Source organism: Oenococcus kitaharae DSM 17330 (assembly GCF_000241055.1).
In the GTDB taxonomy this organism is placed as follows: domain Bacteria; phylum Bacillota; class Bacilli; order Lactobacillales; family Lactobacillaceae; genus Oenococcus; species Oenococcus kitaharae.
Map to the genome: position 1 here is coordinate 1,551,957 of NZ_CM001398.1, position 22,943 is coordinate 1,574,899.

The 22,943-nt window shown below is 43.2% G+C and carries 26 protein-coding genes; 11 read left to right on the forward strand and 15 right to left on the reverse strand.

Annotated elements, in window-relative coordinates:
- Position 1 precedes the first annotated feature (1 nt).
- A complete protein-coding gene (locus OKIT_RS07785; protein WP_007746702.1) occupies positions 2–823 on the reverse strand; it encodes an HAD-IIB family hydrolase in 822 nt (273 codons plus the stop codon).
- Between the two features lie 134 nt (positions 824–957).
- Between OKIT_RS07785 and OKIT_RS07790 the strand changes: the two genes are divergently transcribed.
- Positions 958–1,209, forward strand: coding sequence for a hypothetical protein (locus OKIT_RS07790; RefSeq protein WP_007746704.1), 252 nt, complete (start codon positions 958–960; stop codon positions 1,207–1,209).
- 160 nt (positions 1,210–1,369) lie between these two features.
- Here OKIT_RS07790 and OKIT_RS07795 read toward each other — a convergent pair whose 3' ends face one another.
- Both OKIT_RS07795 and OKIT_RS07800 read right to left on the reverse strand, forming a co-directional pair.
- On the reverse strand, positions 1,370–2,575 hold the full coding sequence (locus tag OKIT_RS07795; RefSeq protein WP_241778128.1) for a DNA/RNA non-specific endonuclease: 1,206 nt from the start codon (positions 2,573–2,575) through the stop codon (positions 1,370–1,372).
- A gap of 64 nt (positions 2,576–2,639) precedes the next feature.
- Positions 2,640–3,650, reverse strand: coding sequence for a YeiH family protein (locus OKIT_RS07800; RefSeq protein ID WP_007746708.1), 1,011 nt, complete (start codon positions 3,648–3,650; stop codon positions 2,640–2,642).
- Positions 3,651–3,745: 95 nt separating this feature from the next.
- On the opposite strand from OKIT_RS07800, the gene OKIT_RS07805 reads away from it, so the two are divergent.
- Positions 3,746–4,576 (forward strand): LysR substrate-binding domain-containing protein, encoded by an 831-nt coding sequence (locus OKIT_RS07805; protein ID WP_007746709.1) that lies wholly within the window; start codon positions 3,746–3,748, stop codon positions 4,574–4,576.
- Positions 4,577–4,662: 86 nt separating this feature from the next.
- Positions 4,663–5,073, forward strand: coding sequence for a hypothetical protein (locus OKIT_RS07810; protein WP_007746710.1), 411 nt, complete (start codon positions 4,663–4,665; stop codon positions 5,071–5,073).
- A 31-nt stretch (positions 5,074–5,104) separates the two neighbouring features.
- Here the strand turns inward: OKIT_RS07810 and OKIT_RS07815 are convergent, their stop codons facing one another.
- Positions 5,105–6,004: a GNAT family N-acetyltransferase gene (locus OKIT_RS07815; protein ID WP_007746711.1), complete on the reverse strand. Its 900-nt coding sequence runs from the start codon at positions 6,002–6,004 to the stop codon at positions 5,105–5,107.
- 74 nt (positions 6,005–6,078) lie between these two features.
- Positions 6,079–6,654 (reverse strand): NADPH-dependent F420 reductase, encoded by a 576-nt coding sequence (locus tag OKIT_RS07820; RefSeq protein ID WP_007746713.1) that lies wholly within the window; start codon positions 6,652–6,654, stop codon positions 6,079–6,081.
- 147 nt (positions 6,655–6,801) lie between these two features.
- On the opposite strand from OKIT_RS07820, the gene OKIT_RS07825 reads away from it, so the two are divergent.
- Together OKIT_RS07825 and coaBC are read left to right on the forward strand one after the other, a co-directional pair.
- Positions 6,802–7,506 (forward strand): type I pantothenate kinase, encoded by a 705-nt coding sequence (locus tag OKIT_RS07825; protein ID WP_007746715.1) that lies wholly within the window; start codon positions 6,802–6,804, stop codon positions 7,504–7,506.
- Positions 7,507–7,557: 51 nt separating this feature from the next.
- Positions 7,558–8,754 (forward strand): bifunctional phosphopantothenoylcysteine decarboxylase/phosphopantothenate--cysteine ligase CoaBC, encoded by a 1,197-nt coding sequence (gene coaBC, locus OKIT_RS07830; protein WP_007746717.1) that lies wholly within the window; start codon positions 7,558–7,560, stop codon positions 8,752–8,754.
- 5 nt (positions 8,755–8,759) lie between these two features.
- Here the strand turns inward: coaBC and OKIT_RS07835 are convergent, their stop codons facing one another.
- Genes OKIT_RS07835 through OKIT_RS07860 form a run of 6 tightly spaced genes read right to left on the reverse strand, consistent with a single transcriptional unit; the run spans position 8,760 to position 13,451 of the window.
- Entirely contained in the window at positions 8,760–9,725 is a 966-nt protein-coding gene (locus tag OKIT_RS07835; protein WP_007746719.1) for a MucBP domain-containing protein, read from the reverse strand.
- Positions 9,726–9,743: 18 nt separating this feature from the next.
- On the reverse strand, positions 9,744–10,289 hold the full coding sequence (locus OKIT_RS07840) for a hypothetical protein (protein WP_007746721.1): 546 nt from the start codon (positions 10,287–10,289) through the stop codon (positions 9,744–9,746).
- A 39-nt stretch (positions 10,290–10,328) separates the two neighbouring features.
- Positions 10,329–11,120 (reverse strand): energy-coupling factor transporter transmembrane component T family protein, encoded by a 792-nt coding sequence (locus OKIT_RS07845; RefSeq protein WP_007746729.1) that lies wholly within the window; start codon positions 11,118–11,120, stop codon positions 10,329–10,331.
- On the reverse strand, positions 11,113–12,003 hold the full coding sequence (locus tag OKIT_RS07850) for an ATP-binding cassette domain-containing protein (RefSeq protein ID WP_007746730.1): 891 nt from the start codon (positions 12,001–12,003) through the stop codon (positions 11,113–11,115). The genes OKIT_RS07845 and OKIT_RS07850 overlap by 8 nt, the downstream gene beginning before the upstream one ends.
- Positions 11,979–12,824, reverse strand: coding sequence for an energy-coupling factor transporter ATPase (locus OKIT_RS07855; RefSeq protein WP_007746731.1), 846 nt, complete (start codon positions 12,822–12,824; stop codon positions 11,979–11,981). Before OKIT_RS07855 ends, OKIT_RS07850 begins: the two co-directional genes overlap by 25 nt.
- Positions 12,825–12,851: 27 nt before the next feature.
- Positions 12,852–13,451 (reverse strand): ECF transporter S component, encoded by a 600-nt coding sequence (locus OKIT_RS07860; protein ID WP_007746732.1) that lies wholly within the window; start codon positions 13,449–13,451, stop codon positions 12,852–12,854.
- Positions 13,452–13,714: 263 nt separating this feature from the next.
- Between OKIT_RS07860 and OKIT_RS07865 the strand changes: the two genes are divergently transcribed.
- Positions 13,715–14,773, forward strand: coding sequence for a zinc-dependent alcohol dehydrogenase family protein (locus tag OKIT_RS07865; protein ID WP_007746734.1), 1,059 nt, complete (start codon positions 13,715–13,717; stop codon positions 14,771–14,773).
- A gap of 5 nt (positions 14,774–14,778) precedes the next feature.
- Here OKIT_RS07865 and OKIT_RS07870 read toward each other — a convergent pair whose 3' ends face one another.
- Positions 14,779–16,209, reverse strand: coding sequence for a ClC family H(+)/Cl(-) exchange transporter (locus OKIT_RS07870; RefSeq protein WP_007746736.1), 1,431 nt, complete (start codon positions 16,207–16,209; stop codon positions 14,779–14,781).
- Positions 16,210–16,465: 256 nt separating this feature from the next.
- Between OKIT_RS07870 and OKIT_RS07875 the strand changes: the two genes are divergently transcribed.
- From OKIT_RS07875 to OKIT_RS07885, 3 genes are read left to right on the forward strand one after another with little or no spacing between them, the layout of a single operon-like run.
- Positions 16,466–17,605 carry a cation:proton antiporter gene (locus OKIT_RS07875; RefSeq protein WP_007746737.1) on the forward strand — a complete coding sequence of 380 codons (1,140 nt, stop codon included), beginning with the start codon at positions 16,466–16,468 and terminating at the stop codon, positions 17,603–17,605.
- Between the two features lie 33 nt (positions 17,606–17,638).
- Positions 17,639–18,016 carry a fluoride efflux transporter FluC gene (locus OKIT_RS07880; RefSeq protein ID WP_007746738.1) on the forward strand — a complete coding sequence of 126 codons (378 nt, stop codon included), beginning with the start codon at positions 17,639–17,641 and terminating at the stop codon, positions 18,014–18,016.
- Complete coding sequence (locus tag OKIT_RS07885) at positions 18,006–18,368, forward strand: fluoride efflux transporter FluC (RefSeq protein ID WP_007746739.1); 363 nt, start codon at positions 18,006–18,008, stop codon at positions 18,366–18,368. Before OKIT_RS07880 ends, OKIT_RS07885 begins: the two co-directional genes overlap by 11 nt.
- Before the next feature lie 31 nt (positions 18,369–18,399).
- Here the strand turns inward: OKIT_RS07885 and OKIT_RS07890 are convergent, their stop codons facing one another.
- Together OKIT_RS07890 and OKIT_RS07895 are read right to left on the reverse strand one after the other, a co-directional pair.
- Positions 18,400–19,134 carry a DUF4811 domain-containing protein gene (locus OKIT_RS07890; protein ID WP_007746741.1) on the reverse strand — a complete coding sequence of 245 codons (735 nt, stop codon included), beginning with the start codon at positions 19,132–19,134 and terminating at the stop codon, positions 18,400–18,402.
- Positions 19,131–20,633 carry an MDR family MFS transporter gene (locus tag OKIT_RS07895; protein WP_007746743.1) on the reverse strand — a complete coding sequence of 501 codons (1,503 nt, stop codon included), beginning with the start codon at positions 20,631–20,633 and terminating at the stop codon, positions 19,131–19,133. The genes OKIT_RS07890 and OKIT_RS07895 overlap by 4 nt, the downstream gene beginning before the upstream one ends.
- A gap of 174 nt (positions 20,634–20,807) precedes the next feature.
- Between OKIT_RS07895 and OKIT_RS07900 the strand changes: the two genes are divergently transcribed.
- Positions 20,808–21,266, forward strand: coding sequence for a MerR family transcriptional regulator (locus OKIT_RS07900; RefSeq protein WP_028291691.1), 459 nt, complete (start codon positions 20,808–20,810; stop codon positions 21,264–21,266).
- A gap of 54 nt (positions 21,267–21,320) precedes the next feature.
- Positions 21,321–22,238: a nucleoside hydrolase gene (locus tag OKIT_RS07905; RefSeq protein ID WP_007746747.1), complete on the forward strand. Its 918-nt coding sequence runs from the start codon at positions 21,321–21,323 to the stop codon at positions 22,236–22,238.
- Positions 22,239–22,268: 30 nt separating this feature from the next.
- On the opposite strand, the gene OKIT_RS07910 is transcribed toward OKIT_RS07905, so the two are convergent.
- Complete coding sequence (locus OKIT_RS07910; protein WP_007746748.1) at positions 22,269–22,865, reverse strand: hypothetical protein; 597 nt, start codon at positions 22,863–22,865, stop codon at positions 22,269–22,271.
- Positions 22,866–22,943 lie beyond the last annotated feature (78 nt).

Genomic DNA, 22,943 nt, shown 5'->3' on the forward strand with positions numbered 1-22,943 from the left:
ATCAATTAGCCAAGAGCAGTTTGTCAATCATGTCCAAAACACCATCGTGATTGTTGTCTAGATCAGTCTTCAAATTAATTTTGCGATGCATGGACGGATCCGCATTGGTCATCAAATAACCAGCAGGATAATTTTTCAGCATTTCCAAATCATTTTCATTATCGCCAAAAGCCACCACTTGGTCATCAGATACACCCCAGCGCTGCTGCAAATATCTGAGTCCGGTGGCTTTATTTGTATTGGCTGCCAAAACATCCACATTGCCAAAACCTGATCCAGTCGAATGAACCTCATCGCCAAAAACCTGTCGCAGTCGACGAACCTGTTTGACCACGTCAGCATTTTGCCATAAAAATGTGACCTCGAGGATCTTCTCACCCGCCTCCATCAATTTATCAATCTGTTTGATATCGTGGTACCATTCGGAAATCGTCTTAATCAATTCAGGGGTCGCGTGGTTGGACACATATGATCGGTATAGCCCGGTCAAAATAACAAAATTGCCTTCGGAATCCGGATTTTCAGCATTCCAAGTAATGACCTTCTGAATCTGGTCATCAGATAGAAAAGCCGCGTGCACAAGGGTATCTTGATCGTATGAAGCAGCGCCGTTGGAAGAAACATAATTAATCTGGTAACCGCGCTCTAAAATCGGTTGGAAAATCGACCGAAGATGAGAAAATTTATTTCCAGAAGCCGCAACAAATTTAATATCACGTTTCTGCATTTCATCCAATTGTTCGCAGAAACGGTCAATATCGTAATTTTTATCGTCACTTAAAAAAGTGCCATCCATGTCGCTTGCAATAATTTTTAAATTCATGCGCACCTCCAAAAATATATCGAATTATTTTAACACACGAGGTCGCGATTAATAAAAGTGTCCATGAATTAAAAAGTTTTCAGATATTGCCTTTAAGATCGAACATTTGTTCGTATTTATTCTAATATAATAGCATGGATGCAAAAATAATTAGTAATCAAGGCAGGATCATTTATGATGACCAAGATGAGAATAAGCTGATTGCCTATTATCATTTAAATGACTACTTTATGTCGCATCCAATAGGCCCAAAGACCGCGGATGCTTTCTACCCGGACTTCAGTCAGGATTCCTGGATTTTGAAATACCCAAGTATCATTGAACGATATGCCCAGCCTGCTTTGGTAGAACGCCTGCACCGGCTCCAGCACAACAACCTTTCCTAATTGACAGCAGCTACTCATGCATTGTGCTAATATAGCTTTGTAAGCGCTTGCTAATTTGTCGAACAAACACTTACAGTTTCAATTCAATTTAATGCTTGACCCGTAAGAATCAGTTCTAAAACTGTCCCTTCACTTCTTACGGGTTTTTATTTGTTCTCAATCAGGGCTCTGTCTTGGAATGCCTTTTGTGCTGATCCAAAGCCTGCTGTTCCGTCATTTGGATGACACGCGATTTATTCGTATTGCTGGGCATGGCATCCTCGCTATACCAATAGACTGGCGACCGGCCATCCCCTGTCACATAAACAATTCGCTGATGTGGATCGGCAGAGGTATTTGGGCTGGCAGCTGGTTTAGAAGAAGAGATCGCAGCGGCTTGAGAGCGGCCGTTGGGCACCGTATTGACTGCCTGCCCGCTTTGATAATCCAGTTTGGCGTTCGGGCTTTGATTGTTGAGATACACAATCCTAGCATCGCCATTGCCCTCCTGCTCTTTTGCTGCATCCAATATAATAGGCAGCGTTCTTCCCTGACTATCAATACCGACATAAGCCAAGCGAACCTGTCGAGGCACCAGTTCACTGCCCTGATAAAGCGGCGTCACTTGGTAATCTAAATAATAATCAGGATGAAGAGACAACCAATTATCCAGACCCTCTTCATAAAAAAGCATTGAGTCAGTATTTTCGACATCAGTACCAACATAATTGCCAGTATTCAGCCAGGCGGTCTCCGCCACTAAATTTCGTCCCTCATCGTTAAGACCGGAAAATTGATAGCCAACTAAATGACCGCGATTCATCAGCCAAGCCATTTTCGTCTGGCCGTCGCTACTTCTATAGAAGAAACGATAATTATGCCAGCCCGCAGGATCATAATTTAAATATGGTTCTCTTTTCACGGCCGGTTCATCACTATTGCGTAATTGAATATGCGAATCGCGTGCACGCCCTAAAGCGTCCAAACTAGCCAGTTGTAGTTGTTTCTGATGACGAAAAGGCAAGGGTTTTTGGACAAAACCTTGAAAATCATGGTTTTCATCTTTGACAACGCTAACAACCGAGCTAGTGCTGGAGGCCGCCTGTGATGACGCTTGTTTACTCGCCTGAGATGAAGAGGATGCAGTGGAGGAAACGGTCGTCTCAGATGGATCAGCTTCTTGGCGAAACGCTGTCTGTGCGTGTCTATGCACAGCTTTATCGGAATGACCACCCGAAAATGCAGAAAAACTAAACGCAAGCAGGATTAAGCTTGCAAAAACAACCAGCCCTACATGAATCCGTCGAGCCTTCAAACCTGCTCTAAAGGCAGGCAGGCAGCAAAGGCCCAATACAACAATGGCAAACAGCAACAAAAACAGCATCATTTCCCCTAATAAAAAAATTATGCACTTTTATTAGCAGCTCGAGCAACAAAAAATATCAAAATAGTCAAGCCAAAAGCAGCTGAATTAGCAGAATCGCACAAAGTGCTTGAAAAATCAAGGTCAATAGGCCATAGGCCAAATATTTCTGTCCGGAGGCTTTGATTGTCTGCCATTTCAAATTCAAACCGATACCCGCTAAATTGACAACACCGAAGAAACTTGAAACGGTTTTTGCACTGTCATTCACAAAATTCGGCAAAGACAAAAAAGAATTGATTAGGACAAAAACGATAAAAGTCATCACAAACCAAGGCACAGACACTTTTTTAACTGCGCGAACAGCTGTCTCTTCTTCGCCCTGGCCCTGATCCTTTTTTGCCGCAATTCGAGCAAACACGAACACAACCACTGACAGCAGAATCACGCGCAGCATCTTAAATAATGTCGCAAAAGTCACAACAGTCGGATTCACCAAGGCTGCAGTTCCAACAACTTGCCCGACAGACTGGACTGTCCCGCCAATCAAAGCTGAAATCAGCAAATTTTGCTGGCCGAACAGAACCGGACCCAGTACTGGCAAAGCAAATAGTAAAACGACCCCGCTCAAGGATACTGTGGCCACCGCTGTACGTCTTTGGTCATCATTGGCGCCAATGGCTGGAGCAACCGAGGCAATCGCACTTGATCCACAGACAGCGTTTCCGCTAGCCATCAGCATAGCTGATTTGCTTGGTACTTTGATTAAGCGTTGCCCGATCCACATGACAAACAAAATCGTGGCTGTCATCTGCAGCACAATAAAAATAACGCCTTGGATTCTCAAGGAAGCAATTGTCCGCAAAGTAACGGTCAATCCCATCAAAGCAATACCAATTTCAATTGGGTACTTTTCAGCCCACTTCACGCCAGCTGACCACTTTGATCCCGTAAAAATCGTGTTGCCAACGATAATGCCCAGCAGCATAGCAATCGCTTCAGCACCCAAATTCGGCAAATATTGTGCCAAAAATCTTGCCGCAACAGACAAAATTAAGGTGAGGCAGATACCGTTGATCATGTTTCTTTTAATTCTCATAAAAAGCTCCAATAGCGTTATTTAAACATGAACATATTCATTTGTAAAATAAATGTTTATAATGTTTACTATTAAATATTTTAATGGAAGTGACCATGTTCAAACTCTTAGAAAGTTTTATTGCGGTATATGAAACACGAAATTTTTCCAAAGCTGCTGCGGAACTTTTTCTATCACAACCAACTATCAGCGTACGTATCAGTCGGCTTGAGTCCCAATTAGATACAACTTTGTTTGACCGAAAAGGCCGCACAGAAATTCAAGCAACAGAAAATGCCAAACGCTTTTATCCGACAGCTCTTAAGATCTTAGCTGACTGGCGGGCAGCACAAAGCACGATAGCCGACCATCAGCAGACAAAATGGCCCTTTAAAATTGCTGCTTCTCATACAACGGCGACAACTTTGCTGCCGACAATTGTCCGCGGCTTAATACCCTATATTGCTCAGTTGCAACTGGAAATTAGTCTGCATAACTCCGACGATATTTTAGCTATGCTGGCCGAACATCAAGCAGATCTCGGGCTGATTGAAAAACCCAGCATTCAAGATGGCGTTTCCCGATACGAAATCGCCCGGGACCAATTAGTCTTGGCAGGTAACTTGAAAAGCCCCATTTGGCTGCTTCGCGAACAGGGATCCGGTGTCCTTCACTACACCCAGCAATACCTGCGTGCTAAAAATATCGTGCCGGAACAAATTGTCCGTGTCAAAAGCAATACTATGATTGCGGCTTTACTCGCAGAAGGCTTGGGGCAATCAATTATTTCAAAAGACACTTTGATTCCAGACACACCCTTTGTCGATATTGGTGAAGATTTTCATCGCTCTCTCTATTTGCTGACTCCAGAGCACGCACAAAATTCTGAAAACGCCGTCATCATTGCACAGCTTTTGCAGGCCATACAAGATCATAAGTCTCTATAAAAGTTACCTGATTCTCATTTTTATTATGAAAACTGTGTTTAAAATGGGGTTAGTTTTAGATGGGTGACTAGCGAGGAGGAACAACCATGGATGAAACAAATCGATTTTTTAAATCACTGCTTTTCTTTATCAAGCTTTTCCTAACAGTTGTCAGTTTTTGCATCACTTTTATGCTTGTTAGCCAGATTATCAGAAACTATTTATTCTTTTATTGGGTTGCAGTGTACAGCGGTACTTTTTTTGGTTTCTTCCCTTATCTGGCGGTCTTGAGCAGCTTGCTAAACATCTTCCAGCCTATTTGTCTCTTCATAGAACCGACAAAATTCACAAAAGTATTTCTGCTGGCCAGTGTTATTGTTAACTCGCTTGCTTTAATCTTGCTGGCTCTCATTTGGCATCAAGTCTTCTTCATCGCTTTTCTGAATATGATTATTAGTGCACTGGAGGCGGCGGCTTTCTATTCGCGCGCCACTTTTGCATATCAATCAAATAAATGAATTAACAGCTTCTCAATTGGAAAAATCATTATCACTTTTCTAGATACCACGGGCCTTGTTCAGCTTGTAAATAAAAAATTTCGCCCTCGTCTTTAAAAGCAGCTTTGCGGTAGACGTGATGTGCTGCTGGATTGTCGCTTTCAACGGCCAACTTAAAAGAATGATGCCGTACAGCTGCAAGTTGTTGTGTTAATTGAACAATAAACCGGCTTCCTAGTCCTCGACCGCGATAGTTCTTAGCAATGAATAGACCAAACAAATAATCATACTCACCAAAATCCACGGCACAGTAACCAATCATTTGGCCTTGATAACGGCAGACATAGCCGAAGCTGCCATCGGCTTGCAGATTTTCAGTTAAATAGTGCTTGGCCTCCTCTTTATTGCTATCTGGAAAAGCGTCGACATAGGCTGGTAAAAGAGCTGGGATATCAGCTGCCTGCATCGCCGTCACATTAAGATCAGGATCTTTTTCCTGATGGCCGTTAACTTTTAATGTCATCTGAAATTCGCTCACAGGATCGGCAACCAGCCCTGTATTGGCTAAGAAATCTGGCGCGGTCTTTAAAAACGTCTTCTCAGCCAAAAAATCGGCCTCATAATAACCATATTGTCGCAAAACAAGCCGTGCTGCCTGCCATAATTGTTTGGCCACGCCTTGTCGCCGCCAAGCTGGCACAACATTCAAAGTCACATCAACACTGCCGCTAGGATCTTCGTCAGCATAAAGTGTCAGCAGGCCAATTAGCTCTTGACCATGCAAGGCCAAAAAGAAAGCCGGCATGTCCGCAAAATAATTGAAACGATTGCTTAAATAAGGATCGCGAAATGTCTGATCGTGCTCGTGCACTTTGCTGATCAAATGTTGGGCCGCCACCGTTTGCTGGGAACTCAATTTTGTTATTGAAATAATTACGATATTTTCTGCCATGATATTTCCTGATGAACAGCTTAACAAACAAAAAACGGGCGAAAACCCGTTTTTCAAACATATTGATCAGAAATTTATTTAAGTAAACTAAATCCGCCATTCCAACTGATCTTTTCAGAAGCGGCCAGTGTCATTTGGAAGAAACCAAGTTCCTCTAGCTCTTTAGCACGCTTTAATGAACCGGCATCAACGATAGCCAAATTGCTGCCAGACAAAGCCTGCGCAATCGTTTCCTTAGCCGAATCATCATCAGAAGCCAGCAGCACCGTGGTTGTTTGTGCATCCCCAACTTTTTTGCTTAACAAAGTCGAAGCAAAATTCGTATTGAAGCCCTTAACAATTTTTGCATCAGGCAATAATTGGGCTAATTCCTGTGCCGCTGAGCTATCAGTCGGAACTGTCAAACTATCAAAAGTGTCGAAATTCACCGGATTTGTAATATCAATGACGATTTTACCGACCAGTTGTGCAACATACTTTTCGGCAATGTCTTTCAAAGCGGCATAAGGGACAGCCAAAACGACAATGTCGCCCAAGGTTTCCGGTCGATCACTGTGTCCCAGATAAGTCACTGCATTGCCGCCATCAGCAAAATTGCCGCCAATTGCTTTACCCATATTGCCTTTTCCAAAAATTGTTACTTCTGCCATTAGAATTTACTCCTGTTCTTTTTACTTACTATTTGATAGTAAATCATTCACATATAAAAGTAAATTAGATTTTGATAGAAATTTCAAAAATACGATAAAGCTTCACTTCTCATTCACAAGTGTGCTGACGATATGCTGCATAATTAAATGGTGCAGCAATTAACAGACGCAATTCTAAGAAAATACAAAAAAAATTGGGAAAAGTTTTTTGTGGTGACATTGACCGGCTCCGTATCGGTCGGCAAATCGACTATTTCCAAACAATTGGCCCAATCATTAGAGAGAAGTTTTCCAGGTTTGACTGTGTCGATTATGTCAGTCGATTCATTTATTTATCCAAATCGCGTTTTACAAGAACGTGGGATTTTCAATCAGAAAGGTTTTCCAGAAAGTTACGATTTACAGGCTCTTTCGACTAAAATTACCGACCTGCGTGCCGGACAAGACCAGATCGAAATCCCTTTGTACAGGCAGGAAATTAACGATATTGACGCTTCTCAGACTGTCATTGTAAAGCGGCCTAAGATTTTAATCGTAGAAGGCGTGACAGCCTTGCGGCTTAAGAACGCTGATTATGCCATTTATATCGATGCTGACGAAAAAGACATTTATCAGTGGTTTTTAAAACGGACTTTGGCCTTTATCCGGGAAAATCGGCAAATTCCGGGAAGTTTTTACTACACCCTTTCAAAAAAACCTGTCACAGAAATTATGTCCTTGATTCAAAAAACATGGATCCAGACAAATCTGAAAAATCTTAAAACTTATATTGAGCCTCAAAAATCCAAGACTGATGCCATAATTCATAAAAAGCAGAATCATGAAATTGATCGGATTACATTTCAAAAATAGTGCTATTTTAAGCCGCGTATAATTGAAAATAGGATCAATAAAGGAAAGCCAATGTTCCAAAATAAACATATTTTATTAATTGTCAGCGGCAGTGTCGCAGCCTATAAATCTGCCTATTTTTTGAGATTGCTGATAAAACAAGGTGCTCAAGTACACGTGTCTATGACAGCTGCAGCAGAAAAATTTGTTAGTCCGCTGACTTTTGCAACATTAAGCCGTTTTCCGGTGCTCACTGATATTTTTCAAGCAGAAGATGGCAGCGTGCCGCATATCGAATGGGCACAGTGGGCCGATTATATTTTCGTCCTCCCGGCCAGTGCTGATATTATCGCCAAAATTGCTAACGGCATCGCTGACGACACAGCCTCAACGATCATATTAGCCAGTCAAGCTAAGAAAATCGTCGCGCCGGCTATGAACGACCAGATGTGGGATAACCCTGCTACGGTCCGCAATATCCAACAACTGAAAAGAGATGGCATTCTCATCATCGATCCGGCTGATGGTTTCTTGGCTGAAGGATACGAAGCAAAAGGTCGTTTGCCCGAACCCGAGGATATCTTAGAACAAGCACAAATGCGTCTTTTGGCAGAACACGGCTCCCTGCATGGCAAAAATATCCTCATCACTGCTGGCGGCACACGAGAAGCCATCGATCCGGTCCGTTATATCAGCAACCGGTCATCAGGCAAAATGGGCTACGCGCTGGCACAAGCGGCCGCTGAAGCTGGTGCTAAAGTCACGCTGATTGCAACTCAAATCCGTCATCTGCCTTATTCAGTATCTTTGATTAAGGTAGAAAGTGCCCAAGAGATGCTGCAAGCAGTCCAAGACCAGTTCCCCCAACAAGATATTTTCATTTCGGCCGCAGCTGTTTCTGATTATCGAATTGTTCATCCTGCCAAAGAAAAAATTAAAAAAACAGGCAAAAATGACCTAACACTTGTTTTGCAGCAGAATCCCGATATCTTAGCCGATGCTGGTTCGCACAAAACAGGTCATCAATTCGTTGTCGGTTTTGCGGCGGAAACACAGAATTTGGCTGTTTATGCACAAGAAAAGCTCGTCAAAAAACATGCTGATATGATTATCGCAAATGATGTCTCAAGTACAGCGTCTGGGTTTAACAGCGATCAAAATCAAGTCACAATTTTTCAAAACAAAAAAACAGCCATTACCCTGCCCTTGCAAGACAAGCAAAAACTAGCTCGCGGCATTATGACTGAAATTTCAAATAGTATCCAATAAGCGGTTTATTCCCGCCTTTTTTTGATTTTTGTATGAACATAAATAGCAGCAAACACAGCAACCATCACTGCAACTGTTTCTAAAATGGTTTGAAATATTTGTCCGACAATTGATAATTGCCCTTTTTTATGCTGATTTGTCAACAACAAAGTTGGCGCGGTCGAGCTGACAGAGGTTGTATTACCCAAAGATAACTGCGAGCTCTGTAAAGCCGAGGATGCTGCAGCTGACCTAGATTGGCTTTTTTTAGAAGTTGAGGTAGAACTACTTTGCTTTTTAGCTGGATTCGGCTGTGAACTAGCAGCTGTGCTGCTGTTAATTTTTGCATAGACAAAGACAACCACCCGTCCCTGCTGACTCAACTGACCGCTCATCTGTCCTTTGACTTCACGTAAATAGTAGCCATCAATATTTCTTCTAACCGCCGTATAACTGTCACCAATCTGTCCCTGAATCAAACTGCTTTGAGAAATGTTTCGGCCCTTATCGTCGACATATTGAACTGTCACCGGCGCAGCTGCAGCGGCTTGACTATCGAAAGACAAATTAAATAGAAGACTAAATGGCCCACTGAAACCATCAATTTTGATCGGTAATGATACGCCTCCCTGATAACCGCTTCCCGATTCACTAAAGGCGTAGTTCCGGTCGGACAAATCTTTATAAGATACTGAATTTGGATTATTCAAAGTAAAATCAATCTGAGTGCCGTCATCTGAGGGCTTAGCTGTGTAAGATATTCTCGGGTTAGCAAATCCAGTCAGAAGGCTAGTGGAAGACCAATTTTGATCCAGACTGGGAATGCCCAAATTCGCGGTCGAAATTTGAAAATGGCGATAGTTGTTTGGGTTCAGATGTAAAGCAGCCTGCGAACGCCAAATAGTTGCTGGGGCAATCTCAACGGAATGAAATCCTTTTAGTGAGGCAAATTGTAGACCATCGGGAAAAATGAGTCGTAAATCATGGCTCAAGACTAAGGTTGTCTTGCTTTAGAAATCGTTAGCCGTACCAAACCATTTTGACCAAGAAAATGAGGCAGGCTTGTTGTTCCATAAGGTTTCATTATTTTTATCAGCTAATACTTCAATACGAATGGATCTAAAATATTCCAGCCCGGCCGTGCTCGTGATTTGCAGAAACTGATCAGTTGTAATCGTAATATCAGCCTGCAAACAATCTGCCACGGTAATTAATTCAATCGGTTTCCCAATTTTCTTGGCAACAATATCTCGCAGAACGGGATCCGGAAGGAGATTTACGATCGGCGTGTTTTGGTCAATCGATGAATCAGCCTGACCCGGAGCTGGAGTCTGCGGTGCTAATGGTGCAGAGGGCGCAGACGGCCTTATGCTGCCTGTAGATTCAGCTTGTATAGATTTTGCTGGTAAAAATAGATTGTTTAAGAAAAAAATCAGCAGGAAAAATAAAATCCATCGAAGAAGATTTTCATAGTTAAATTTCCCTTGTCTAGTTGTGCGTGCTTTTACCCAAATCATGGCCAACTCGAAATCAAGTGAGATACGATTATCATTCATTCTAGCAAAAAAGGATTTCAAACAATTTACAGCATTATTTTAGCGTGTAATAAACAACAGCAGAATTATCAGCAGCCAGGCAGCCATAACAACTGTATCCACCTGCCGCCAATGCATAACGCGAAAACGCGTACGATGCCGGCCATCTGTGTAACCTCGCATAATCATCGCGGCCGCAAGGTCTTCGGCACGTTTGACACTATTTAAAAATAGTGGTGCCATGACAGGAACATACATTTTCATACGATGCAGCAGAGATCCACGATTGAAAACTGCCCCTCTGGATTTTTGCGCATCCAAAATACTGGAGAATGTGGCAATCATTGTCGGCACGAAACGCAAAGCAATCGAGAGGGTCAGTGTGATATCATCGATTGGCAATTTGAAAACTTTCAAGGGCGACAGGAAAAAAGCCAAAGTATCGCTAATGGCAATTGGTGAGGTTGTCAATAAGAACACAGTCATCGCAACCAGCGCCGTTAAAAAACGGAGAAAGAAAATCACGCCGGTTTGAAGGCCCATCTGCGTCAGGTACAAAAATCCCCAACTAAAAATAACTTGCCCGCCAGGGCTGAAAAACAGCTGAAGAACAGCCGTTAAAAAAATCATAAAAACAAAAAAACGAATGCCGCGAAGGAAAAAGCCCAAATTTAGTTTGGCTAATCTAACCGACAACAGGCTAATAAACAAAAAAAGAAGCAGCCAAAAGCAAGATTTCGTAAGAAGGCTCGATGCAATTATTAGCAAGACAGAAATCAGCTTATTTCGCGCATCGAGATCGTGAATGAAAGATTTGCCAGGCATAAATTGGCCAAAAATAAAATCAGGCATTCGGCATTGTTTCCTTTCCTAATGGTTCTTCTGATAGTGCTTGCTGCAAAAATGAAATCAGTTCTTTTTCACTAATGGGCAATTTCTGATTCTTATATCCTGTTTTCGCGGTGAATCTGCTTGCAAATGCGGTCACTTTCGGCAGGGCTAGAATTTTTTGAAAAACAAGCCCTTTTTCCTGAAACATGTCCTTGGGAGATGCCTGCTTGACTAATTTTCCCTGCTGCATCAGCAAAATTTGATCCGCGAATTCCGCTGCTGCATCCATGTCATGCGTTGCCATTAAAATCGTTAAATGCTCATCCTGCTGCAGTTTCTTAAATAATGTCATCACACGTTTTGTTGTCGAAGGATCCAGGCCTGCAGTCGGTTCATCTAAAAGCAGGATTTGCGGTTCTGTCGCCAAGACACCAGCCAAAGCCGCTAAACGCTGCTGGCCGCCAGACAAATTGATTGGTGGTTGATTGGCCAGCGTCATATCAAAACCAAGCATGTTCAGCGTTTCTTTAGCAGTCTGCTCAGCCGACGACTTTGTCTGGCCGAAGTTTTCCGGTCCAAAAGCAACATCTTCCAGCACAGTCGGGGCAAACAATTGTGTTTCCGGAAATTGAAACAAAAAACCCACGCGTTTTCTCAGATCAGCCAGATCTTTTTCCGATGTTCTGGCATTAATAGCCTGATCGCCGACTAGTACTTGGCCGCTGCTAGGCTTTAATAAACCGTTAATATGTTTTAAAAGCGTTGTCTTACCGCTTCCTGTCTGTCCGATCAAAGCTGTAAAAGAGCCGTCCGTCAGACGAAAACTGACATTTTTCAATAGCTGAAAAGCATTCGGCGTTTTCGATTGATAGCTGTAATTCACTTCTTTGAATACAATTGCCATAATTGATCTATCAACTCCTCTTCGCTTAAATAGCCAGATGGCAACGCAATCGATAATGTCAGCAGGTCACGCTGGACAATACGGCTCAGCGGCAGTTCAATACCAAATCCAGCTAAAGCCTGATCTTGAACTAGAATTTGCGACGGCCTGCCTTGTAAAGCGATGCTGCCATGATCCATTACGAGAATTTGATCAGCCAAAAATGTCTCTTCAATATCATGTGTCACAGACAGGATGGTCATGCCAAAATGATTTTGAAGCTGTTTGACTAAAGCCAGCAAGGACTGTCTTCCTATTGGATCAATCATACTGGTTGCCTCATCTAAGATAATCAGGTCAGACTGTAAAGCCAGCACGCCGGCCAAAGCAACACGCTGTTTTTGTCCTCCGGATAAACGCGCCGGTTCCCAGTCGTAAAAATCCTGCATCCCCACATTTTCTAAAGCCTCTTTGACTCTTTGCTCCATATGGTCACGGCTTAAACCTAAATTTTCCAAACCAAAAGCAACATCATCAGCGACAGTCGGTCCGACAAACTGATTATCGGGGTTTTGAAAAACGAGGCCGATATGCGAACGTATCTCGTCAACAGTATCCTCACTCAAAACCCGGCCAAACAGCCTAATCGCATCTTGTGATTGATTTTCTAATAAGCCAGTTAACAGTTTGATTAAAGTGGACTTCCCGCTGCCGTTTCGACCAATAATTGTGGTCCAACTGCCCTTTTGAATAGACAGGCTGAGATGGTCTAAGGTCGTGTTGTCCTGCTGCTGGGCGTAGTGGAATGATAAATCTTTTATTTTGATCAGAGCGTCGGCCAATCCTGTCCTCCTACTTTTAAAACGGCTTTAATCAGCCTTGCGAATATAGTTATAAAGCGGCAATGCAATCACTGGCGTCACGATGGCAGCTAAAATAGCTTCTGGGATGCCGTTAGTGCCGATGACGGTCAGCAACAGTCCGCCAATCAATGAAGGATTAGCCACACCATATGCACTCGCGACCTCCGGCGTGCGGTAAAACAAATAAATCATGCCCAAAACAAGCACCGTGTTGGTCAAGGCCCCTGCTAATCCAGCCAGCATCATGGCAAAGGCTTTTTTAACCCGGATCTTGGTCAAGAAAATAAATAAATAAGCAGCCGCAACTGCAATCAGGATTCTTGGCAGAATTGCGATCAAGGGATTTGTGAAAATCAGCGGTTCAACCGGACTGGTCGGTGCAGTGAAAGCGCGGATTAACGAAAGCAGTCCCCAGACAGCACCTAAAATGCCGCCAGGCAAGGGCCCTAGAACGATTGCAGCAATAATGACCGTGATGTGAATGGTTGTCAAGCTTAATGGCCCGATCGGAATATAGCCGAACAAAGGAACAAAATTTTGAATCAGAATAAAGGCGATAAACAATGCCAAAATAGCTAGTTTAAAAGCTCTGGTCTTTCTAATCATCTGGATACTCCTCTAGCATGGCTTTTTTATCATGCAGCCGCCTTGCTGCCAGTCTTGATGATCAAAAAGATCTTAAAAACCGGTCAATCATTATCATACAATATCCGAGATAGGCAAAACAGGTCTAGCAGACTCACAAGCAGCTGTCAAATAAAATGATTCAGGCTGTGCACCTTAATTCATGTTTATTCAACGCTGCTCAATTTTTGATTGTCATATTTTCAGACTATACTAGTGGCGAAAGAAAAAAATGGAGGGAAATCATGACTGAAAATACAGCATCAGAAATTAAGATTCCCACAGAAATGGCTGCTTGGGAAATCATCAAAAATGGCCCGATAGCCGATCCTGCGGCACCCATTCGTTTTGTAAAACGGCCGGTACCGACCCCTGGTCCTGGCGAAGTCTTAGTCAAAGTAATCGTCTGCGGCATCTGCCGAACTGATCTGCACGTGATTGAAGGCGACCTGCCGATTCATCGTCAAAATCTGATTCCAGGTCACCAGATTATCGGCAAAGTGGTCAAAGAAGGTCCTGGTGCCAGCCGTTTTGCGATTGGAGACCGGATTGGAGTTCCTTGGCTGCGCCACACTTGCGGCGTTTGCAAATATTGCCGTTCTGGTCGAGAAAATCTGTGTGAAAAATCAGTCTACACAGGCTGGGATGCTGACGGCGGCTATGCCGAATATACGACTGTTCCTGAAGGCTATGCCTACCGTATCCCTCATCAATTTGACTCGCAGGCAGCAGCACCATTATTGTGTGCCGGAATTATTGGTTATCGCGCATTGAAACGAGCACAAATTCCTGCTGGCGGCAGTCTGGGTATTTACGGTTTTGGCAATTCAGCTCATTTAACAGCACAATTGGCCATTGCTCAAGGTACACAGGTGCACGTCTTCACTCGCGGCGAAGATGCGAAAAAATTCGCTTTAAGTCTGGGAGCAGCATCTGCGCAAGGTGATTTAGATCCATCACCAGTACCATTGGATTCAGCAATTATTTTTGCACCAGTCGGCGACTTGATTCCAGCTGCCTTAACAGCTGTCGCACCAGGAGGCACAGTTGTTTCGGCGGGTGTTCATATGAGCGATATTCACGAATTAAATTACGAAAAACATCTTTTTCATGAAAAGAGCGTGACCAGTGTTGAAAGCAATACGCGTCGAGACGGTGAAGAATTCCTGACTTTAGCTTCACGGCTGGATATTCATCCAACGATTCACCGCTACGCTCTAAAAGATGCCTTAAAAGCACTGATTAGAGTTTCAAAAGGTGATGCCGCCGGTGCCTGTGTGCTGCAAATCAGCCAAGAAGATTAAGGGCCTTAAATAATCTGACGCATCTGATTTATCGAACCGGCTTTGACCAGGCAGATTAAGACATCATTGGCTTGAATGCTTGTCTTGCCGTTTGCGGAAATTGATTGACTACCCCTTCTTATAGAAAGAATCAGACATCCTTCAGGCCAAACAACCTCTGACACGGTTTGACCGACTAGTTTTGAATCGCTAGGAATCGGAAATTCAAACAGCTCTCGATGAGCTGTTTTTGTTTTGCCGGATTGATGAGAAAGCAGCGCCAGCATGAGACTTTCGTAAATTGGTTTGCCGGAAAAAGCATCAACAATCAGATAAGCAACCAGTGTCGTAAGCCCTAATGGCATAATATGCTCCAAACTGCCAACCATTTCAGTCACAAGAATAATCGCGGTTAACGGCGCCATGGAAATACTGCCAAAATAGGCTGCCATACCAATCGTGATAAAAACGCTGGCATCCGCAGCTGGAATGACGGCCAGCTGGTGTAGCAAAGTATAAAAGAAATAACCGATTAAAGCGCCAAGAGTCAAGATCGGCAAAAAGATACCACCAGGGACACCAGAAGCAAATGTCAGCAGAGAATAGACGTAGCGCAACACAAAAATCAGGGCTATCGCAATTAAAGTCAAGTGGGCAGCTGGCAAAGCTAAAATTAGGCGATTGCCGCCGCCAACAATTTCTGGCAGGAAATAAATGACAGGAATAGATAACAATAATGGGATAAAAATATAAAAAGACGCTTTAATCGGCAATTTAGCATACAGGCGCGGCAGGCTGAGTGTATTTTTCTGATACAAAACAGCCAGCAGGCCGATCACAACAGCCATGGGCAATAGCCAGAGATAGCTGCCGAGGCTCAAGGCAGCGACCTGATCAAAATGCAGCACGGGCCGTAAGCCGAAGAATGTTAACGAGACAAAATCAGCAGTCAGTGAAGCAATAAAAGCTGAAATCCAGACCAATGGCGAAAAATTATGATGCATTTCTTCGACAACGAATAAGACTGCCGCAATCGGTGCATTAAAAGCTGCTGATAATCCTGCTGCGGCACCAGCCGATAACAAGATCCGTTTTTCTGTATTAGACGCGTGACGATTTTCAGCAAGCCCCTGCCCTAAAGCCGCTCCTAATTGAATGGACGGGCCTTCACGACCTAACATTAGGCCAGTTGACAAGGCTAAAACGGCGGCCGCAAATTTTCGCAGCAGCACAGACAGCCAATGAATATCCAGACGATTAATCAGCTGTGCTTCGACCTGAGGAATTCCCGACCCTTTGATGTTTGGATCCTGCCTGACCAATAAAGATAAAATCCAGCCGATTACTAACAATAGCGGCAGAATCAGCAGCCAGTAAAGCGCATTTTGATGTGCCTGAGCGTACAAAAACAAGCTTCCCTGCAGGCCATAAGTAATTGCTAGTCGAAAAACCGACACAATCAACCCGACAAGTAAACCGATGATGAGACTGAAAACTACCAGTACTTTTTTAGATGCTTTAAAAGGAAAGATTTCTGCTGCTATTTGATGATTGATTTTCCTGCCCCTTCGTTTAATAATCTCATGATAGAATAAAAACAGTTAATTAAATAACTTTTTGGTTGAAGCCGCTGCTTTCAAGAATTTTTCTCTGTTTGGGTTATCAGAGAATTTTGATCGTCGGCTTTTTTTATTGATGTAAGGGAGGCACAGAATGGCATTTTTAGGAATCTTGTGTTTAATCCTGCTCATGACAACACTAGCTGGACAGCTCAGTGCCAAAGCTAATTTGCCAGTCGTAATTGGCCAGTTGGTCGTGGGTGTTGTGATTGGGCCGGCTGTTTTGAATTGGGTTCAGCCAAACGATTTGACTCAGATCTTTTCTGAAATCGGCGTCGTCATTCTCATGTTTATGGCCGGTCTAGAAAGTGATCTGCATTTATTGAGGCGTTTTATGAAACCGAGCCTGCTGGTCGCTGTGACAGGCATGCTGCTGCCGCTGATTAGTTTTTTTGCAGTCGGCGAACTTTTTGGCCTGAATCGCACAGAGAGCTTATTTTTAGCCCTGATTTTTTCAGCGACTTCCGTCTCGATCACGGTCGAAGTGCTAAAGGAAATGAATCGCCTCAACAGCCGCGAAGGCATTACAATCCTCGGTGCGGCAGTAGCTGATGATATTTTGTCGGTCATTTTATTGAGCTTGATTAGCGGTGATACGGGTGCATCAAACATTTTACGAACAATCATTAGCCAAATAGCCTTCTTTGTCATTCTTATCGCAGCAGCACGCTGGCTGATTCCGCAATTAATGAAATGGAGCGGCATTTTTGATCTTCGTGTGTCCGAAGTGCTCATGGCACTGATTCTGTGTTTCGCCTTTAGTTATCTAGCCGACTTAATGGGTCTCAGCAGTGTCATCGGTGCCTTTTTCTCAGGCATTGCCATTGGGCAGACTTCCTTTAAGCAGATCATCAATGAAGGTATCCAGCCAATCGGGTATGCCCTTTTTATTCCTATTTTTTTCGTCAGTATCGGTTTGGACCTGCGATTAACTGGTCTCATCGATGATTGGCTATTCTTCACCATTCTCACAATCATCGCGGTGCTGAGTAAAACGCTGGGAGCGGGTTTGGGTGCACGCCTATTTTCTTTTTCTTATCGCAGCTCGCTGATGATTGGTTTTGGTATGGTCTCGCGTGGCGAAATGGCTTTAATTATTGCTCAAATCGGTTTTCAAGATAAATTGCTCTCTAGCGACCGTTATTCAGCCGTGATCGCTGCCATTTTTGCCGCTACATTAATTGCCCCATTTTTGTTAAGAGCGATCATCGGTTCTCATCCAAAAAACACTTAATTGCTATAATTTGTAATTAATGCGGGGGAAGTTTTGCTGAGAAACAGTATCATTGTTTTAATTTGTGCATTTGTTGCGGGTGCTTTAAGGGAATTACTGGAATTATCTTTTCAAAGCCCTTTCCATTGGATCACAATAATCATCAATTTGGCCGGTGCCTTTCTAATGGGTATGACCTATGAATACGTTAGGATTGCCAAGAAAAACGCTGCGAATTTTTCATTAATCGCTGGTACAGGCCTGATTGGCAGCTTCACCACTTTTTCGACTTTTATTTCAGAGATTTATGCCTTGGCCGCTCGTCAGCAATTTTTGTCAGCGGTGATTTACTTGGCAGTATCAACATTTTTTGGCATTCTTCTACTGGTTAGCGGCAAAAAAATTGTCCAGGTCGTGAAACATGCTGATTAAACTAACCTTAATTTCAGCTTTAGGTACTGCCCTTGGCGGCGAAGCTAGATACTTGATTTCGCGCTATCCGCGCTTTGATCGCCTGTTCGGCTTTTCACTGGCAACGATTCTGATCAATATTATCGGCTCTTTTCTGCTGGCAATTGTATTAAATAGTCCCCTTGCTCTGACTTGGCGAACTTTTTTTGGCAGTGGTATTATCGGTGGATTGACGACTTTTTCAACCTTTATTTTAGAAACAATCAATTTATCGTCTAGACAAACAGGTCAGAAATCTCTGTTGTACTTCGCCGCTTCCTTATTCTTGTCCCTAGCAGCTTTCGCCTTGGGCGTCTGGCTGATAGGACAATAAAAAATCCAGCCTTCAGCTGGATATAAATAGATTATTTGTTCAATTTTGAGACAGTTTCTTGAATTAGCTGCATTTGAAAATCAGCCGCAAATTGTTTGCCTAAGCGCTGTTGTGCTTGACGGTCAGCTGCTAAAGATGGCTGTTTGGCAATCGCTGCCTGCATCTGTGCCTGCACATATGCAGCTCCTTGTGACTTAGCTTGTGCTTGGAACTTAGCACTGCTCATTTGTTTTTGCAAGGCTTTTGCTTGAATTGTCGACAAGCGCAGCCAAGATTTCGGCAAGTAGAAGCGATTAACTCGGTGTGTTAATTCGTGGCCGTTTCCTGCAAGGCCAAACAATAAACGATTAAAAGCAGAACGATATTCCCAGCGTGTTTCACTTGTCTGCAAACGTGCATTTTCAGAAGAGACACGCGTCAGACGGTTCTTCGTCATGGCATCAGCCTGCGTGTGGCTCGGTTTTTTCTGATTGGACTTTGTCGCGTAAATATAGACATTATCTTTGCCGCTAGTACCGATTGGCTGATATAGCAACAAACCAATCGGCATTTTGCTGCCTGCCGCAGAATAAATTTTGAAACTCCGCTGTGTTGTGACTTTTTGCAATCCGAAGTGATCATGAAAATTAGCAACTATGGCAATTAAAGATAAAATCAGTACAACCCCTGAAATAAGAGTCAGCAAAGTTCGTGGAAAAAGACGGTCAACATAGATAAAACTCATGAAAAAAGCAACCGCGGAAAGAATCAGTAGAATTAAAATCATGCTTCACCTCCCTGAGCGAGCGGTTCTTTAGCGTCTTGTACGGCGTCTTCTAAGAAATTTTTCTCTTCTTTATTTTTCATAAAGAATGCGATCACAAAGCCGGCAGCACAGAAAGCAACAGCAATCCAGAAGGCAGCATGATACCCTGACATGGTTGCATTAAAGGCTTTCACTTGATATGCCAGAGGCGATGATTTTAACAAACCCTGATTCGGCATTTGATTGTTAGTGACATTAGACAAAATAGAAATCAATATCGCAGTCCCGATCGAACTGGCTACTTGACGAACTGTGTTGTTAACAGCTGTACCATGAGCAATCAGATTAGTCGGCAGTGCATTCATACCAGCTGTCGTTGCCGGCATCATGACCATCGAAATACCAAACATACGCAGTGCATACAAGATCGTGATGTAGATAACAGGCGTTGTCTGCGTGATCATCACAAAGGACAAGGTTCCGGCCGTTAATAAGAAGAGTCCGGCAATCGATAAACGTTTTGCACCAATACGGTCGAAGGCGCGGCCCGTAATCGGGCTCATGACTGCCATCATTAAAGCACCCGGCAGCAGTGTCAAACCTGAATGCAAAGCACTCATATGATGAACAATCTGCAAATAAAGCGGCACGATCATTTCAACACCAACCATTGCAATCATGACAACCGAACTTAATGCAGTCGCAATTGTGAAAGTTGAAGATGAGAAGACGCGCAGCTGCAAAAAGGGTGTTTTCATAGTCAATTGGCGCCAGACGAATAAAACAATCAAAATTAAACCAATGATCAAGCAGGACAAAACTATTCTAGATCCCCAGCCGTCATCGCCAACTGACGAAAAGCCATACAGCAGAGCACCGAATCCAGCCGTTGATAGGGCTAGAGACAACCAATCCAGTTTTGGACGCGATGTCTCGATAACCGGCTTCATAAAGAAGAAAGCAGCCAGCAGCACAAGTGCAACGATCGGGATAATCATGCCGAACAAGTCACGCCATTGCCAGGTATCAATGATCCAGCCGGACAATGTCGGTCCGATAGCCGGTGCAACGCCGATGACAATCCCGGCCATCCCCATCGCTGCTCCACGTTTGTCAGGTGGAAAGATAGACAGCATAATATTCTGCAGCAAAGGCATCGAAATGCCGACGCCGACAGCTTGGATCAGACGTCCAGATAAAAGAAAGGCAAAACTCGGAGCTGCCCAGGCCATAATCGTTCCAATCTCAAAAATGGCCATGGATGAAATGTAAAGCCATTTAGAGTTAAAACGATTGGATAACCAGGCCGAAACAGGAATCATAATCCCATTTACCAGTAGAAAACCAGTGGTTAGCCATTGGACTGTCGAAGTCGAAATATTGAAAGCCTTCATAAGAGTTGGAAAGGCCGTTGCGAGAATTGTCTGATTGAGTACAGTACAAAAAGTACCAACTAATAAGACAACAATCATCATCAAGCGGTTATAGGGCTGACCCTTAGAGTCAATTGCTTTTGACATTAAAATACCTTCTTTCTTGTGTTTGTGAATTCTGCTCGTTAAAAAACAACTAGTCAAATATAACGCTTTAGCAGGTAGTTGTAAACATTTGTCATACTATTATTATTAAAAATATATAGATTCTAGGATTCGTAGTAACTTTTGCATGATAAAATAGACACATTGGCAACAGATATGAGTGACATACAAGTAAACACACAATTCAATGATTTCATAGATTTTCGTCCTTTAATTCAATCGATTATTAAAGATGACAAAGTCTTAATCGGCATCGCTGATCTTGCATTGGCGACCGGCGTTTCCCAGACACAACTGCGTTATTGGCTAGAAAAGGGCTATATCATTAGTGGTGGCGACCCGAAAAAGAAAAAGTTTTCCTACGGAACTGTCTTTCGTGTGGCTATTATCAAGCATCTGCAGGATGAAGGTTTTACATTAGCGGCGGCCGTCGCTAAAGCCGATCATCATTCAGCCATTGTCAAAGCTTTTAAGCATCTTGTTGCAGACCGCCTTACCGGTATTCAGGAGACTGATACGGCGACATTTATTGACTTCGGCAGTTTTGACCCCCAGCCTGACAAACATTTAATCGCCAAAGTCACAGATAAGGAAACACATTTTCTCGTCCAATAGGCTGCCTGTGCCTATAATTAAGGGAAGATAATCAGACTGAGCGAGGCCCAAACCATGGCAGAGAAACACATCATTTTAGATTGCGATCCCGGCGTTGACGACGCTTTTGCAATTGCCGCTGCAATCTTAGATCCGGCAATTAAATTAGACTTGATTTCAACCGTTGCCGGTAATGTCAGCGTTGACCGAACGACGAAAAATGCACTTTATTTGGTACAGGATATGAAAGCCAAAGTCCCAGTTGCCTCCGGTGCAGCTCGCCCTTTATTGCGAGAATTAGAAAGCTACGAGCCCTGGTTTGGCGAAAGCGGTCTGGGTGATTACGCCAACGGTGATTTGGTGATTTCTGAGACTGATGAAAATGCCGTTGCCAAAATCTACGAAACACTGATTGACAGTTCCCAACCAATGACTATCGTTGGGACTGGCGCCTATACCAACCTAGCATTGCTGCTGGTCGAGCATCCGGATATCAAGCCAAAAATCAAAGAATTTATTCTCATGGGCGGTACCTTATCTCAAGGCAATATGTCCAGCGTCGCTGAATTCAATATTTATTGCGATCCAGAAGCTGCCGATTTGATTTATCGTTCAGGAATTCCAATTGTGACTGCCGGAATTGACGTTTCGCAAAAAGCATTGATCAAATTTCAGACAAATGATCAGCTGGCAGGATTTGGTTTTGTCGGAGATAAACTGGCAACGTTATTGAAAGATTACGCTGAACGCCAAGAAAATGGTTTTATCGTCTATGATCTCAACACGATTGCTTACCTGCGGCATCCAGAATTTTATAAAAGCCGTAATTACTATATGGCCATTCAAAAAGATGGTCCGGCTCGTGGTGCTAGCGTAGCTGATTTATCTGATCGCAAAGATACAAATGTCAAAGTTTTGACCGATGTTGACAGTCAGCAATTAAACGATTGGCTGATCAAAGAGCTAGCTCCCCTATCTAAAATCAGCGAATAAAAAACCTTCCTATTCGGAAGGTTTTTATTGTTAAAGCAAAACAAAAGCGATTAGAAAACCCAAAATGCTGCAGACAGCACCCCAGATAATTTCCTGTACCGTATGTCTTCCTAAATATAGTGAAGCCCAAATGACGATCACGACAGCGATCCCTAACCAGAATCCATAACCTAGCCCCAAAGAAAAAGTAGCCATTAAATACGGTCCAACCGTGCCGCAAGTATGTCCACTGGCGCGAATGTGAAGGACTTTATTAAAAATAACGAGAAAAATGGCTGAAATTAGGTAAGTCAGCAGCAGTTTAAAAGTAATGGTTTTAACAGAAAAAAGCAATGCATATAAAACAGCCAGGATGTAACCTATTGGATAAACATAGAAGGCAATTCGCCGTTTCCCCTCTGGCCCACGACGGCGGACCTGTGGGATAAAATCAGCTAACAAATAAGAAGCCAAGGGCAGGACAACTAGCAGTGCCAAAACGACAGTAATCTGATCTAAAGCAGTCAAAAGACCAGTCATGTAAAAGATAGCCATCAGGTAAACAGTGATCATTGGCGGTTCGCATAATGCTCGAATCAGTTTGGCTAAATTTGTTAAAATTTTCGGATGAACGATTGGATGAATCATAGAAATAAACCCGCTTTCTCATCAAATAAATTATTGTTCAATGATTAACATCTTAGTGCATCGAATAAGAAAATCCAA

Excerpts from the sequence above, each read along its gene's own strand:
- OKIT_RS07845 (WP_007746729.1), bottom strand. The coding sequence starts at position 11,120 with ATGCCTGATTTTATTTTTGGCCAATTTATGCCTGGCAAATCTTTCATT.
- OKIT_RS07825 (WP_007746715.1), top strand. The coding sequence starts at position 6,802 with ATGGTGCAGCAATTAACAGACGCAATTCTAAGAAAATACAAAAAAAAT.
- OKIT_RS07820 (WP_007746713.1), bottom strand. The coding sequence starts at position 6,654 with ATGGCAGAAGTAACAATTTTTGGAAAAGGCAATATGGGTAAAGCAATT.
- OKIT_RS07850 (WP_007746730.1), bottom strand. The coding sequence starts at position 12,003 with ATGGCAATTGTATTCAAAGAAGTGAATTACAGCTATCAATCGAAAACG.
- OKIT_RS07810 (WP_007746710.1), top strand. The coding sequence starts at position 4,663 with ATGGATGAAACAAATCGATTTTTTAAATCACTGCTTTTCTTTATCAAG.
- OKIT_RS07885 (WP_007746739.1), top strand. The coding sequence starts at position 18,006 with ATGCTGATTAAACTAACCTTAATTTCAGCTTTAGGTACTGCCCTTGGC.
- OKIT_RS07905 (WP_007746747.1), top strand. The coding sequence starts at position 21,321 with ATGGCAGAGAAACACATCATTTTAGATTGCGATCCCGGCGTTGACGAC.
- OKIT_RS07790 (WP_007746704.1), top strand. The coding sequence starts at position 958 with ATGGATGCAAAAATAATTAGTAATCAAGGCAGGATCATTTATGATGAC.
- OKIT_RS07910 (WP_007746748.1), bottom strand. The coding sequence starts at position 22,865 with ATGATTCATCCAATCGTTCATCCGAAAATTTTAACAAATTTAGCCAAA.
- OKIT_RS07895 (WP_007746743.1), bottom strand. The coding sequence starts at position 20,633 with ATGTCAAAAGCAATTGACTCTAAGGGTCAGCCCTATAACCGCTTGATG.
- OKIT_RS07875 (WP_007746737.1), top strand. The coding sequence starts at position 16,466 with ATGGCATTTTTAGGAATCTTGTGTTTAATCCTGCTCATGACAACACTA.
- OKIT_RS07785 (WP_007746702.1), bottom strand. The coding sequence starts at position 823 with ATGAATTTAAAAATTATTGCAAGCGACATGGATGGCACTTTTTTAAGT.
- OKIT_RS07865 (WP_007746734.1), top strand. The coding sequence starts at position 13,715 with ATGACTGAAAATACAGCATCAGAAATTAAGATTCCCACAGAAATGGCT.
- coaBC (WP_007746717.1), top strand. The coding sequence starts at position 7,558 with ATGTTCCAAAATAAACATATTTTATTAATTGTCAGCGGCAGTGTCGCA.
- OKIT_RS07815 (WP_007746711.1), bottom strand. The coding sequence starts at position 6,004 with ATGGCAGAAAATATCGTAATTATTTCAATAACAAAATTGAGTTCCCAG.
- OKIT_RS07795 (WP_241778128.1), bottom strand. The coding sequence starts at position 2,575 with ATGATGCTGTTTTTGTTGCTGTTTGCCATTGTTGTATTGGGCCTTTGC.
- OKIT_RS07800 (WP_007746708.1), bottom strand. The coding sequence starts at position 3,650 with ATGAGAATTAAAAGAAACATGATCAACGGTATCTGCCTCACCTTAATT.
- OKIT_RS07860 (WP_007746732.1), bottom strand. The coding sequence starts at position 13,451 with ATGATTAGAAAGACCAGAGCTTTTAAACTAGCTATTTTGGCATTGTTT.
- OKIT_RS07840 (WP_007746721.1), bottom strand. The coding sequence starts at position 10,289 with ATGAATGATAATCGTATCTCACTTGATTTCGAGTTGGCCATGATTTGG.
- OKIT_RS07890 (WP_007746741.1), bottom strand. The coding sequence starts at position 19,134 with ATGATTTTAATTCTACTGATTCTTTCCGCGGTTGCTTTTTTCATGAGT.
- OKIT_RS07900 (WP_028291691.1), top strand. The coding sequence starts at position 20,808 with ATGAGTGACATACAAGTAAACACACAATTCAATGATTTCATAGATTTT.
- OKIT_RS07805 (WP_007746709.1), top strand. The coding sequence starts at position 3,746 with ATGTTCAAACTCTTAGAAAGTTTTATTGCGGTATATGAAACACGAAAT.